The organism is Desulfovibrio sp. GTC20076, from assembly GCF_055385905.1.
The window spans coordinates 2,976,830-2,990,349 of the sequence record NZ_AP039366.1; the positions used below are offsets into that span (position 1 = coordinate 2,976,830).

Annotated in this window: 11 protein-coding genes; 4 read left to right on the forward strand and 7 right to left on the reverse strand. The window is 61.9% G+C overall.

The genetic code is table 11. From position 1 onward, the window contains the following. Nucleotides 1-172: 172 nt before the first annotated feature. From ACZ495_RS13045 to ACZ495_RS13075, 7 genes are all read right to left on the reverse strand, one after another. Nucleotides 173-1,756, reverse strand: a complete 1,584-nt coding sequence (locus ACZ495_RS13045; RefSeq protein ID WP_464262389.1) for a methyl-accepting chemotaxis protein — start codon at nucleotides 1,754-1,756, stop codon at nucleotides 173-175. Between the two features lie 576 nt (nucleotides 1,757-2,332). Then, complete coding sequence (locus ACZ495_RS13050) at nucleotides 2,333-3,163, reverse strand: ZIP family metal transporter (RefSeq protein WP_296983203.1); 831 nt, start codon at nucleotides 3,161-3,163, stop codon at nucleotides 2,333-2,335. A 421-nt stretch (nucleotides 3,164-3,584) separates the two neighbouring features. After that, entirely contained in the window at nucleotides 3,585-4,193 is a 609-nt protein-coding gene (gene recR, locus ACZ495_RS13055; RefSeq protein ID WP_015939152.1) for a recombination mediator RecR, read from the reverse strand. A gap of 4 nt (nucleotides 4,194-4,197) precedes the next feature. Further along, nucleotides 4,198-4,509, reverse strand: a complete 312-nt coding sequence (locus tag ACZ495_RS13060) for a YbaB/EbfC family nucleoid-associated protein (RefSeq protein WP_015939151.1) — start codon at nucleotides 4,507-4,509, stop codon at nucleotides 4,198-4,200. Between the two features lie 118 nt (nucleotides 4,510-4,627). Beyond that, complete coding sequence (locus ACZ495_RS13065) at nucleotides 4,628-4,849, reverse strand: DUF6485 family protein (RefSeq protein ID WP_015939150.1); 222 nt, start codon at nucleotides 4,847-4,849, stop codon at nucleotides 4,628-4,630. A 181-nt stretch (nucleotides 4,850-5,030) separates the two neighbouring features. Continuing rightward, nucleotides 5,031-7,286: a DNA polymerase III subunit gamma/tau gene (gene dnaX, locus ACZ495_RS13070; RefSeq protein ID WP_296983207.1), complete on the reverse strand. Its 2,256-nt coding sequence runs from the start codon at nucleotides 7,284-7,286 to the stop codon at nucleotides 5,031-5,033. Between the two features lie 44 nt (nucleotides 7,287-7,330). Further along, nucleotides 7,331-8,251, reverse strand: coding sequence for a branched-chain amino acid transaminase (locus ACZ495_RS13075; protein ID WP_464262390.1), 921 nt, complete (start codon nucleotides 8,249-8,251; stop codon nucleotides 7,331-7,333). 224 nt (nucleotides 8,252-8,475) lie between these two features. Here ACZ495_RS13075 and ACZ495_RS13080 point away from each other — a divergent pair, with 224 nt between their 5' ends. The 4 genes from ACZ495_RS13080 to ACZ495_RS13095 all read left to right on the forward strand — a co-directional run bounded on the left by ACZ495_RS13080 (nucleotide 8,476) and on the right by ACZ495_RS13095 (nucleotide 13,520). Continuing rightward, complete coding sequence (locus ACZ495_RS13080) at nucleotides 8,476-10,557, forward strand: hydantoinase/oxoprolinase family protein (protein WP_464262391.1); 2,082 nt, start codon at nucleotides 8,476-8,478, stop codon at nucleotides 10,555-10,557. Between the two features lie 429 nt (nucleotides 10,558-10,986). After that, nucleotides 10,987-11,469, forward strand: a complete 483-nt coding sequence (locus ACZ495_RS13085) for a tRNA (cytidine(34)-2'-O)-methyltransferase (RefSeq protein WP_015939146.1) — start codon at nucleotides 10,987-10,989, stop codon at nucleotides 11,467-11,469. Further along, nucleotides 11,466-12,620, forward strand: a complete 1,155-nt coding sequence (locus tag ACZ495_RS13090; protein ID WP_464262392.1) for a CobD/CbiB family cobalamin biosynthesis protein — start codon at nucleotides 11,466-11,468, stop codon at nucleotides 12,618-12,620. Before ACZ495_RS13085 ends, ACZ495_RS13090 begins: the two co-directional genes overlap by 4 nt. 162 nt (nucleotides 12,621-12,782) lie before the next feature. After that, nucleotides 12,783-13,520, forward strand: a complete 738-nt coding sequence (locus ACZ495_RS13095; RefSeq protein WP_015939144.1) for a sulfite exporter TauE/SafE family protein — start codon at nucleotides 12,783-12,785, stop codon at nucleotides 13,518-13,520.

Below are 13,520 nucleotides of genomic sequence, written 5' to 3' on the forward strand. Positions count from 1 at the left end.
CATGGAGCGAGAAGGATTCTTTATGCCGTGTTTGTTATAAATGGCTCAATGTCCTGTGCGGGCGCGGAAAAAGCCGCCGGATTGTGGTCCGGCGGCTTTTTCCGCGCCCGATGTCAAGGGCGTCGGGCTGCGAGGCTTGCATGGGGTACGCGCTGTGCGCGCCCGTGCAGCCTTACTGTTGTGTGTGGTCTTCCTTGCGTATGGCGTCAAGAATGCCTGTGACAACGCTGACCTGACCGGCCATGTCGTTGACCTGGCGTGCCGCCATATCCATCGCTTCCGCAATGTGGGCGCTCAGGCTGTTGACTTCGGCTATATGCCGGTTGATTTCTTCCGAGGCGGCGGACTGCTCCGTAGCCGCGGCGGCAATGGCAGAAACCCGCGAGCTGGAATCCCCGGCCAGAGCTGAAATCTGCTCCAGCGACTGTCCTGACTCTTCGGCCATGCGACTCACCTCGTCAATGGCTGACACGGTATTGCTAACCGTGGTGGCGCTTTTGCCAGTGCCGTCCTGAATGGCGGCAATGGCGGTTTCCACCTCCTGGGTGGCACTCATGGTTTTTTCTGCCAGTTTACGCACTTCGTCGGCCACTACGGCAAAGCCACGCCCTGCCTCGCCTGCGCGGGCGGCCTCAATGGCTGCGTTGAGGGCGAGCAGGTTGGTCTGATCCGCAATGTCGCGGATAAGGGTGAGCACCGCACCGATATCCTTGGCCTGTTTGTCAAGACCGCCCATGTCACCCATGAGTCCGCTGGACTGCTGCTGCACGCTCTGCATGCTCTGGATGGTGCGCAGCACAATGCCCGCGCCTTCCTGGGCATGTCCCTGTACGGATGTTGCGGCCTTGGCGGCGCCTTCGGCATTATGGGCCACCTCAAGTACGGTGGCGTTCATTTCGTTCATGGCGGTGGCGGTTTCGGCCATGCGCCCGGCGGCAACGCCCGCCTTGTCACGCACGTCACCAAGTGAAGCATTGAGCGTGTCGGCCGCATGCTGCAGGTGCGCCACCACGTCTTCAAGCTGTGTGACGGTGTGCACTCTTGCCTTGTGCGCGGCCTCGGCGGCCTGTTTTTCAAGCATGACTTTTTCAGTGATATCTTCGCCTATTTCCACATGCCCAATGGTTTTGCCTTCTGCATCCTTCAAGTAGTCCAGCATGATCTGCATGGTCTTGCCGTTGGGCATGTGGTTGATGACCTTTTTATTGCCAAGGCGCAGCTGCTCGATGCCGCATTCGGGGGTATTGCAGATATTGCCTTGCTTTTCCGAGCAATGTTTGCCAACCACATCGTTTTGACATGTTTTATTCATGGTTTCGAGAGCATAGGTATTGCAGAATGTCCAGATCATGTCGTTGTCCGTAACGGAAACCGACATGGGCAGGGTGTTCAGTATGCCCTCGTACCAATGTGCCTGGCTTTCCAGCTTGGCGACCATGATGCGCAGTGACTCAGCCAGATGGCCCAGGCAGTCGGTGCGGTACACGTCAAGCCTGGCCTCTTGATGCCCGGCGGCGATGGCTTCGGCGTAGAGAACGCATTTGCGGATGGGCGCGAGCCTGCCGTTAATGAATATTGCGCCGACGACGCCCAGAATCGCAATGCTCCCCGCGCCGAACAGCAGGGCTTTCCACATGGCTGCGGCGCTCAGGCCGTCGCCCAGGGCAAGCTTGAAGCCGGTCAGCATGGCCGCACAGGCCAGCACAAGGGCAATGATGAAAAATACAGTAATGCGAAAGCTGAGGGTGAGATTCATAAGGGTTCTTCCTTAGATAGCCGCTCCCGAAGTCACAGGTGGCGGAAAATACGTTCAGGTGTACCCATGGCTGCGGTGCTGTGTCGCGCGGGTTCTGGTCCGCGGCTCCAGACCGACTGTGTTTGTGTGTCCAATGGCCGGGGTTGGGCTGTTCCGGACGGCCCGTCAATGCATGCTGTGTGACATATCCGCCCCCCTGTGCATGAAGTGCACCCGAAAGATGATCACGGCATTACCTGTTTATATAAAAATACGAGTTCTTTAGTCGTAAATAAAAAAAGCCATATTCGCAACTATCAATAGTAGTGCGATGAAATACACTTTCAAAAAATAACAAATCGCCTTGCTTATATCTTCGGATGATATGGAAAAAAGCTTATGGCAGATGAAAAAAAGCGCGAAGAGTGAAATTATCTACATTTTTTAAGGCAAGAAAAGCGGGCGGATATCATGCCGCCATCATGCGCTCATCGTGCGAACCCATGCGAACAAGGCAGAGCCGGGTTCCGCAGAAGAACCCGGCTCAGGCAGGAGCTGCAACATCGCTGCTTAGTTTTTTTAAAGGGAAAAGGCCGGTCAACCCAGCAGGGTGGTGAGCGCAATAACCAGACAAACCCCGAAAATACAGGAGAGAGAAGCGGCATTGCCATTGCCCGAGGCGTTGGCTTCAGGAATGACCTCTTCAAAGACCACATAGATCATGGCCCCTGCGGCAAAGGCCAGAGCCACGGGCAGAATGCCCGCAGTTACCCCTGCGGCCATGGCCCCCGGTATGGCCCCGATGGGGGCGGTCACGCCGGAGAGTACACCATAAAAGAAGGATTTTTTTGCTGAATAGCCTTCGGCCCGCAAGGCGGTGGATACTACCATACCCTCGGGCAGGTTTTGCAGCATGATGGACGCGGTAAGCACCAGGGCCGTGCTCATGCCGAGGCTTTCAATGCCTGTAGCCATGCCGCTTTCCGCAGCGGCTGCCCCATAACCTACCCCGATGGCCAGCCCTTCGGGAATATGGTGCAGGGCCATGGCCGTAACAAGCAGAACACTGCGCCGCCAGCGTGTCGAGATGCCCTCGGTGGTATCCTGTACAAGGTGCAGGTGGGGCAGAACACGGTCGAGCATTAGCAGAAAACCCGCGCCCAGCAGCAGCCCGAACACTACAGGGATGAAGCCCGTACGCCCCATGTGAGAGGTCAGTTCCATGGCCGGTTGCAGCAGGCCGAAGAAGGACGCGCCCAGCATCATGCCCCCGGCTGCGCCCAGAAGACAGTCCATGGCTTTGCGTGAAAATTCCCGCCGGGTAAATATGAATGCCGCGCCGAGGCTGACGGAAAGCCATGACAGCAGACCAGCCACAGTGGCTTGTGCCACGGGATGCTGGATAACGGAAGAAACGGCCGGGTCCATCAGAACCTCCTGCAATGTGGGGATATCTATTGTCTGAATGTGCGCGGTGCGCGGTGCGCCGGTGCGCCATGCGCCTGTGCTGCCGTGGGCCAAGCCGTCCGGCAAACCTGCGCGTGGTGTCAGGGCCTGTTTATGCTGTCACCCCTGGTGTCTGTGTGAACACATTTTCACCATCTTCACCATCAGGGGGCAGCCGGCTTGAGGCCTTGGCGCAGGGTTTGCGCACAAAGGCGGCAGCGTCGTGCATGTGCCTGTTCCGCGCCGTGGTAAGGCGCAGTAACCTTGTGTATGCACATCCGTAATACCGGCTGTTCCGGGCAATTTCAAAGAAAGATTGCCCTGGCGGCTATGCGAGCGGGCGTTCGCGTGCAGGCGCAAGCGCCGTGACGTTGCGAATGTGCATTCGCAACGTTGATCTGCTTTAGAGGTCCTGCCGGTACTGAAGCGACTGTCGCAGGGTTTCTTTGTCCATATATTTGACTTCTGCGCCCAGGGGAATGCCTTGCGCCAGCCGCGAAATGCGCACATGCGGAAAACGCCCGGCCACCAGACGGCGGATGAACGTAGCAGTATTTTCCGCTTCCAGCGTAGCCCCGAGAGCCAGGATAAGCTCGGTCACCTCTCCCTCATCCAGCCGGCGCACCAGCCGGTCTGTATCGAGACCTTCAGCGTCCATCCGTTCCAGGGGGGCCAGCAGACCGCCGAGGATCATGTACTGCCCCCGGTAAAAGCCGCCTTCGTCCAGGGTAAGCATGCTGTCCCACTCGGTGACCAGGCAGAGCGTGTCGCGCGCGCGTTCGGCATCGGCACAGACCGGGCAGGGGTCTGTGGACGCAAGTCCGCCGCAGCGCGAGCACAGGTGCAGGTTGTCGCGCAGGTCATGGATGCCGCGCCCCAGGCGGCGGGTTTCGGCCTCCGGCCATTTGAGCAGGGCCATGGCCGCGCGCATGGCGGATTTGGGGCCAAGGCCCGGCAGGCGCGCGAGCTGCTCCACCAGGGCCTTGAGTGGTTCGGGAATACGTTTGTTCATGAACCTAGAAGAGGCCGGGCAGCTTGATGCCGCCGGAAATGTTGCTCATTTCGCGGTCCATGGTTTCACGGGCGATACGCCCCGCCTCATTGACGGCAGCCAGGATGAGGTCCTGCAGCATTTCCACATCGCCGCCTTCCAGGGCCTTGGGGTCAATGGTGATCTTGCGCAGTTCCTGCTTGCCGGAAACTTCGGCCTTGACCATACCGCCGCCGCTGGTGGCCTCGTAACTGTGTTCGCCCATTTCCTGCTGGAGTTTGGCGATCTTGTTCTGCATGACCTGGGCCTGGCGCAGGATGTCATTCATGTTGCGCATATGTTTCTCCTTGAATATTCAAATTGTTGCATCAGAATGAAAGATTTTTGTCTTTCATTGCCGGGCCGTTGTGGGAGTTCTTTCGTCCGGTGGCCTTGCTGCGCCGTACAGTCCGCCTTCAGCGGCAGGCGGTTCCGGAGCCGAGAACCTGTTGTGCGAAATGTTCAAAGGAGTCTCCCTCCCGTGATTCCGCCCCTTCCAGCAAATCAAAAAAACAGTTGGGAATCTCTTTGAGCCTGAGATTTTTTTGTATGCACGGCGCACAGCCTTTATCATGCCTGGCCGGATGCAGCGGACAGTCCGTGTTTTTACAGGAACAGAACGCGCTTGATATGTTCACGGCAGGCCTCCCGAAGTCATGTGGCGCATGGTGCGGCGGAATATCCCCGAAAACGGCGTTTCCCGCAAGTGCTTTCAGAAAAAACCGCTGCGGGCCGCCTTGCCGCGGGCAGCCCGGGTCGCCGGGCTGCCCGCGGCTGTGAGCATGCCCTGTCGTCTTTTCTCTCCCCGTGGGGATGCGGCTAGTCTATGGGGCGGCAGCCTTTCAGCGAGGCGTTCAGCACCTCAAAGCATGGCTGCAGCTCTTCCTTGCGGCTGAACTCGGCAATAAGGTCCGCCTCCGGCCGGTGCGGCTTGGGGGCGATAATCTCTACCTGCGTTTCCGGCGCGCCATAGGCGGCCAGTGCGGCATACAGGGCTTTGGCCTGTTTTTCAAGCTGATGCAGCTGCGTTTCTGTTCTGGGCTGCAAACGCAGCGTACTGCCTTGCCAGTCCACCCCTATGCCGCGCAGTACGTAAGGAGCCGGAACGGGGCGCGAGGCAGCCTGTTCCGCCACGCAGAAATCGTAAAAATTCTGCCAGTTGCGGCTACGCCCGCCGGGGCTGGCCGGTGCTGCAGCCGGGGCGTCTTGTTGCGTCTGCCTGTCCCTGCGGTCCTGGCCTGTAGCACTTTGCCCGGCGGCATTTCTGTCCGAAGCATTCTGCCCGGAACTGTCCGTCCGCCTTGTGGCGTTCCGGCGGCCCGGCCAGTTTTGCGCAACCGGGCTTTCCGTCAGGGCGTCATCTTCGTAGGGCGCATAATCTTCGTCCTGGCCTGTCCAGGGTGCGCCGTCCATATCAGGGCCGGGGGCTTCCGTATGGGGTGTCTGCGCTGGCGCTCCGTCTTGGGGCGCGTCCGGCGGGGTGGAAAAGCCATTGCCTGGGGCGCGACGGTGAGCACTGTACGGGGGCGTTGTCCGGCCTTCGGCCCGCACGTCACGCTGGTCACTTGTATGGGATTTGTCCGGGTGGCGCCCCTGATTGCTGTGCGGACTGTTTTGGCCCCGGGTGAGATTTTCGTCCTGCCCGGACGGCTGGTTCCGGCTGTGGTCACAGGCTGGAGCAGGGTCGGGTGTTTCGGCCTCTTCGCCATCTGTGGTGGGGCGGGCGGCAGTGGTGGTGGCCCGTGGGCGGGCTGCGCTTTTGCCCATGCCCGAAGCGGCCGGGGCGTCGTCCGGCGTTCCGGCGTTGTGGCGGGCCGCTTCTGCTCCTGCGTGTGGCGGCTGCCCCGACCTGTATCCGCCATGCGGCATGCTGGAAGCGGGACCGGACGTGGAGCCGGAAGGCGGTTGGTTTGCGTCGGCCGGGGCCGCGCCTGGGGGACCCGCGGGCATCTGGTCCGGCGTTACCTGCCCAACGGGCAGCAGTTGCGGCAGCAGGGCCAGGTTAAGCAGCAGCAGTTCCAGGGCGGCTGCCGGTTCCGGGCTTTGCACGATGCCGCGCTGGGCGTCCAGCGTCATCTGCCATGCGGCATGCAGGTGGGCCGTGGAAAAACGCGGTGCGAGGCCCTGCCACAGGGCAGCCTCGTCAGCGGGCAGTTGCAGGCTGGAAGCCACTGCCGCGCCGCCTTGCCGCAAAAGAAAAAGATTGCGCAGGTTGCCGGCCAGTTCTCGCACGAAAAAGCCGATATCCACGCCCTGCTGCAATATCTGACGGCAGAGTCCGGCCACGGCGGGGCAGTCCTGCGCGTGCAGGGCCTCGAAAAGTTCAGCGAACATTTCCTGTCCGGCCAGGCCCAGCACTTGCCGCGTGGCGGCGGCTGTGAGTTGTTCGCCGCCCAGGGCCAGGGTCTGGTCCAGCAGGGACATGCTGTCGCGTACACTGCCCGCCGCGCGGCGGGCCAGCAGGCGTACGGCGCTGTCTTCAAAGGTGACATTTTCCTTGCGCAGCACACCGGAAAGGTGCTCGACCAGAGCGTCTTCGCTCAGGTGGCGGAACACGAAATGCTGGCAGCGGCTCACAATGGTCACGGGGAACTTGTGCGCCTCGGTGGTGGCAAAGATGAAGACCACGCGCTCCGGCGGCTCTTCAAGAGTTTTCAGCAGGGCGTTGAAGGCGTTGCGCGTGAGCATGTGGGCTTCGTCGATGATGAAGACCTTGTAGCGGCCTTCCATGGCGGCGTAGCCGATGGTTTCGCGCAGCGAGCGGGCATCTTCCACGCTGTTGTTGGACGCGCCGTCAATTTCCGTTACGTCCACGTGCACGCCCTGGGTGATCTTGCGGCACTGGGCACATTCGTTGCATGGTTCGGGACCGGGGGAATGCTCGCAATTGAGGGCCTTGGCGAAAATGCGGGCAATGGTGGTCTTGCCCACGCCGCGCGTACCGCTCAAAAGATAGGCCGCAGCGGGCCTGTCCTCGGCGGCGGCACGGGAAAGGACGGCTTTTACCATATCCTGTCCCGCCACCTGGGCAAAGGTCTGGGGGCGGTAGCGCGAGGCGAGGGAGAGATGCTTCATGATTTTCTGACGGCGCGCCCGGCGGGCCGGGCGCGCCTGTTGAGCTAGACTTTATAGTGGTGCAGCCAGCCGGCGTACTTGGGGTTCTGGCCCTTGACGATCTTGAAGTACTCGGTTTGCAGGTGCTTGGTCACAGGCCCGGCGTGTCCGGCGCCGATCTGGCGGTGGTCCATCTCGCGGATGGGGGTTATTTCCGCCGCGGTGCCGGTAAAGAACGCCTCGTCGGCAATATACATTTCGTCACGGGTGAACTGCTGTTCTTCCACCGTGTAGCCCAGGTCCTGGGCCAGCTTCATGACGGAGTCACGGGTGATGCCGCCGAGGATGGAGGTCCAGGGCGTGGTCTTGATGATGCCGTCGCGCACGATAAAGATATTTTCACCAGTGGCTTCAGACACATAGCCGTTGGTGTCCAGCATGACGGCCTCGTCATAGCCTTCGTCCTTGGCTTCCACCTTGGCAAGGATGGAGTTGATGTAGTTGCCTGCGGCCTTGGCCTTGGACATGCTGGTGTTCACATGGCTGCGGGCAAAGGTGCTGGTTTTGACGCGAATGCCCTTTTCCAGAGCTTCGGCGCCAAGATAGGCCCCCCAGGGCCAGGCGGCTACAATGGTCTGCACCGGATTGTTGCCGGGGTAGACGCCCATTTCGCCATAGCCCACGAAAGAAAGCGGACGCACATAGCCTTCGGCCAGTTTGTTGATTTCAAGCGTTTCCACGCAGGCTTTTACCAGCTCTTCTACGGTAAGAGTGAGGTTCATGCGTAGGATCTTGGCGGAGTTGAGCATACGCTTGCAGTGGTCTTCAAGGCGGAATATGGCGGACGTGCCGTCGGCACAGGCATAAGCCCGGATGCCCTCGAAAATGGCGCTGCCGTAATGCAGGGCATGGGTGAGCACGTGAACCTGGGCTTCGTCCCAGGGAACCATTTTTCCGTCAACCCAGATGTACTTCATCTTTTGCATGACTGTCCTCCGCAAGACTCATAAGTAGGGCGGCATCACTGGCGGCACACATGGCCGTCGAGTCCGCAAGAGAAAAAATTTACTGTAAAGCGCCCCATATGGCAAGCGCACTGACCGCGCGGCAGCGGGCCTTGAGCGGCGCGCGCCGCCTCCGGGCAAAGGTCTGGCCCTGGGGCGGCGCATGCCGTATGCTGGGCCTGCCTTTTTGCGCAATGAGGACAGATATGAAATACACAGACATGAAAAATACGGCAGATACTTCCGTATATTTGCTGGGAATCGATGCCGGAGGAACCCATACCGATGCGGTTTTGCTGATGGAGGACCCCGGGGGGCATCCGTCCGGCAGGGCGGACGCGTCACCCGAAGGGCATGCCGCAGCTGCCCTGAACGCCGCTGACGACATACATGTGGCATACGCGCCCCATGTATCGGAACAGCCGGAAAAACAGGCTGTTCCGGGCGCGGCGTTGCCCCGTATGCGTATTCTGGCCGCTGCCAAAACGCCCACGCGGCATGATGATATGCCCGCGTCCATTGGCGAGGTGCTGGCGGCCCTGACAACCGCGCTGGACAGTGACCCGATCCTGGCCACCTCTGGCGGCGCGGCGCTGCTCGGGCGGGTGAGCCGGGTCACCCTTGGGGCTACGCTGGCTGTCAACGCCCTTGTGCAGGGCAAGGCTGATGCCGTGGGACTGGCCTTGTCTGCCGGGCCGGGGCTTGCTCCCGGCCGTTTTGCCCTGGGGCGGCATGTATGTGTAGTTCCCGGCGGTCTTGATCACAGGGGGGTTGAAGTCAGCCCGCTGGATGTTGCGGGCCTGGAGCGTCAGGCTGCCCTGTGGAAAGAGGAAGGCATCACCGCCGTGGCTTGCGTGAGCAAGTTTTCGCCGCGTAATCCGGCGCACGAGCAGGCCATGGCCCGGGCTGTGGCGCGCGCGTACGGCCCTTCCTTGCGCCGGGATGCACCCTCGGACCGCGTACCGGAGGCAGAACCAGCCGTGCCGGGCATTACTGAGGGGCACAGGCTTTCCGGCCGTCTCAGCTTTCCGCGGCGTATTGCCACCGCCTATTTCAACGCTGCCGTGCAGCGCCTGCACGTCAGTTTTCTGGAGGCCGCGGAGAGCGCCCTTGCCCGGGCCGGAGTATCCGCCGCGGTGCGCCTGCTCAAGGCTGACGGCGGGGCCGTGCCGCTGAGCCTTTCACGGCAGGAGCCGGTGCAGTCCATCCTTTCCGGCCCGGCAGCCAGCGTTATGGGCGTGCTGGCTTTGTGTCCGGCCGCGTGCCAGGGCTGCGGGCTGCTGCTGGATATGGGCGGCACCACCACAGACATGGCCCTTGTGGCGGACGGCTCCCCGGTGGTGGACAGGGACGGCATGGTCCTTCAGGGACGGCGTACGCTGGTGCGCGCGCTGGCTTCGGTTTCCATCGGCGTGGGTGGTGATTCGCTTGTCAGCGTCGAGGGCAGCGGCCATGAGGCCGTAGTGCGCGTGGGACCGCTGCGGCAGGGACCTGCCGTGGCCTTTGGCGGCAGCCTGCCAACCCTGCTGGATGCCCTCAACACACTGCACAGCCAACCCTGTTCCGGGTTGGAAAATTTAACGGAAAACCCGGCGGCCAACGCGGCAGAAAATCCGGCAGCAAGCGGCGCTGCGGCACAGGCCACCGCACAACTTGCAAAAACAGCAGGGGATGTGGCTGCTTCGGTGGAGAGCATGGGGCATCTGGCTCGGCGGCACGGCCTTGCACCCCAGGTTCTGGCCCGCAAGGCTGTGGACGACGCCCTCGCCCGGATAGTTGCAGCTGCCCATGAACTGGTAGAGGACATCAACGCCCGTCCCATTTATACCCTTGCGGGGCTGAAGGCGCTGCGTCAGGCGCGGCCCCTGCACGCCTGGCTCATGGGCGGCCCGGCAGACTGCATGAGAACGCACCTGGCCGCTGCGCTGGGCCTGCCCGTAAAATGCCCGCCCCACGCCGCGGTGGCCAATGCCGTGGGCGCGGCCCTGACCCTGCCCACGGATTCGCTGGAAATTTACGCAGATACCGGCCGCGGCATTCTGCGCGTTCCGGCTCTGGACCTGACGGAAAATATCCACCGGGGCTACAGTCTGGACGCCCTTGGTGAACGCGCCCGTGATCTGCTGCTGGAAAAGCTCGAACGGGGCGGAGCGCACGGGGCCGCAGTGGAGATCACCGGAGCAGAATCGTTCGCCACGCTGGACGACAGCGGCCGCAGCAGCCGGGACATGCGCGTGGTCTGTCAGGCTGTGCCGGGACTGGCTGGCCGGGTGGTCCAGAGCCATTAATGTCTGAAATGCGCTCATGCTCTCTGTTTGGTGCGCCAGTGGACGGCAGCGGTGAACCTGCTTGCCACCTGGCTGACCCCTGCCCGCCTTGTCATTGCGGCTGTCTGCCGCCGTCCGTCCCTGATGGTTGCTGCTGCCCGCGGTCTGCTTTTGATGCCGATTCACGATGCCTGTTTCCAGTGTCTGGCGCCGCGCGCCGCAGCGTGGTGGCCGATGGCCGGTGGTAATGGCCCCTTGAAAAGCATTGCCATACGCCCTACTATCATGCTCCCCAAAAAACGTCCGCACAGCAGAGGGGCCGGGCCGCCATGCCGGGGTGCCACCTTGCGGTCCGGGCAAAAACAGTGCGGAAACCGCCGAGGTTTTCGCCCGCCGGAAGCGCCGCCGTATTTCGGCGGCCTGCGGCATATGCGCCGAAATGGAAAAAGCATGCAGATAGTTCTTTACGAGCCGGAAATACCCCCCAATACGGGCAATGTGGCCCGCTTGTGCGCAGCCACGGGCGTAACGCTCAATCTTATAGAGCCGCTGGGCTTCAAGCTTGAAGACCGCTACCTCAAACGCGCGGGGCTGGACTACTGGCCCAATGTGCGCTTGCAGGTCTGGCCCTGCTGGAGTGACTTTACGCGGGAGGCTCTGGCGGACGGGCGCGCGGGGCGGCTGGTATTCACCTCGGCAAAGAGCGCCGGGGGCAGTGTGCCGGTACACCATTTTGCCTTTGATCCTGATGACTTTCTGGTTTTCGGTCCGGAAACGCGCGGCCTGCCGCAGGAAATTCTGGAACTTTCGCCGCACAGGGTGCGCATTCCCATGCTGGAAGGGCGCGTGCGCAGCATCAACCTGTCCACAGCGGCGGGTATTGTGCTTTATGCGGCCCTGGCATGCACTGGCCTTATGGAGGACTGGGCGTGAGCCTGGGTCACGGGTTTTCCCTGGTATTTCCCTGGTCTGTGTGGGAATGCTGGTGGCTGGCCCCTCTGGCCCTTGTTCTGGATTTGTGGCTTGGCGATCCTGCTTTGCCCTGGCGGCATCCTGTCTGCATTGTGGGCAGGTTTCTGGACGCTCTGGAAGGCCCTGCGCGGTGCTTTATGGCGACCGGCGCGGCAGAAAAACAGCGTTTGCGCGGCCGCCTTGCCGGGGCGGCGGCCCTGGCCGTGCTGACGTTCTGTACGGGACTGGCCGCCTGGAGCCTGACATCGCTGCCGTTGTTGGCCCTGCCGCTGGCGGTATACCTGGGCTGGTCCGGCCTTGCCATGGGCAGCCTGCTGCAAACCGGGCGCACTGTGCTGGAACGTGTGGAACATGCGCCCGTGCCTGAAGCCCGTGAGGCACTCTCCTGGCTCGTCAGTCGCGAGACCGGCAGCATGGATCGACCGCTCATGCGCAAGACGCTGGCCGATACCCTTTCTGAAAATCTCACAGACGCTTTTACCGCGCCTTTTTTCTGGCTGCTGGTTGGCGGCCCTGTAGCCCTGTGGTGCTATAAGGCCGTCAGCACCACGGATTCCATGTGGGGCTACACCACTGACAAGTGGCGCTGGCTCGGCTGGGCCGGAGCGCGGGCTGACGATGCCCTGGCCTTTATTCCGGCCCGCCTGGCTGCGCTGAGTACGGCGCTGGCCCATGTGCTGGCCTGTCTGTGCGCGCGGCTTGCCGGCGCTTTCGGCCGCCGGTGCGTGCGGGTAGCGGCCCGCCAGCCTTTGCAGCGCCTCATCCGTTGCGCGGCCAGGCTTCCGGCATGGCCGGGGCGCTGGCCCGGCCTTGGCGTGGTGGCCCGTCAGGCCGTGGGCATGCCCAGTCCCAATTCCGGCTGGACCATGACGGCCTGCGCCTGGCTGTGCTGGGCGCGCATGGCAGGGCCGTCGGTCTATTTTGGAGTGCTGACGCCCAAGCCCTGGCTTGGACCGTCGCCAGAGGATGAGGAACGTCGCGGCCTTTCGGCAGCATGGGATGTTTCCCGCCTGTCGGCCCTGTGCTCCCTGCTGTGGTGGAGCGCCCTGTGTGGTGGCCTGGCCCTCTGGCTTGCGGCTCTTTTGCTGCTTTCTGGCACAGTGTGGGCGTGACAGTACCCTGTGCGATATTGCCCGGGCGACTGCGTGATGCTTTTCCCGCCAGAAGCGCACGCGTGATGCATCTGCGCGGCTGAACGGCGGAGCTGGTGCCGTAACAACCTTGAAAGGCCCTGTTTTCAGAGTTCCAATGCTTTAATTGCTGAGGCGATTGTCATGATGATAGCGGTTTTGTACGCCACGTGTCTGCTGGTGGGCTTTCTGGTGGGAATAACCGGAGTGGGCGGCATTCTTATTCCTCCGGCGCTTATCCTTTTCAGCGGGCAGGAAACCCATATGGCTATGGGTACGGCGCTGGCCTCTTTTCTGCCCGTGGGGCTTGTAGGCACAATCATGTACCGCCGTCTGGGACATGTGGACTGGCATATGGCGCTGCCCTACATGCTGGGCAGTCTTGCTGCCTGGCCCGGCGCGCTGCTTAACGCATGGCTGCCTGCCGGGCCGCTGGTGGCCCTTTTGGCCGGCATCATCATTTTTGCGGGCCTGTGCGCCCTGCGGCCGCCGCGGCCGGGCAGCGGCAGCGCATTCTGGCAGAGCAGGCGCGGCTTTTTCTGCATCGGCGCAGTGACGGGGCTTATGGCCGGGCTTACAGGAGCGGGCGGCCCGGTGCTTTCCATTCCCTGGATGATCATGGCGGGTGTTTCACCCATGACGGCTGTGGGCCTTGCCATGCCCTATCAGGTGACCACGGCCCTGTTCGGCACTATCGGCAACATGTCTGACGGGCATGTGGATTTTACCATTTTGCCGTATATCTGCGGTATGGCCCTGGCGGGTCTGTTTGCCGGGGTGGCTGTTGCCAGGCGTATTCCAACGGAATTGCTAAGAAAGCTTATCGGCGGCCTGTGCTGCGGGCTGGGACTGTTTTTGTTCTTGCGCCTGATATGCAGTTAA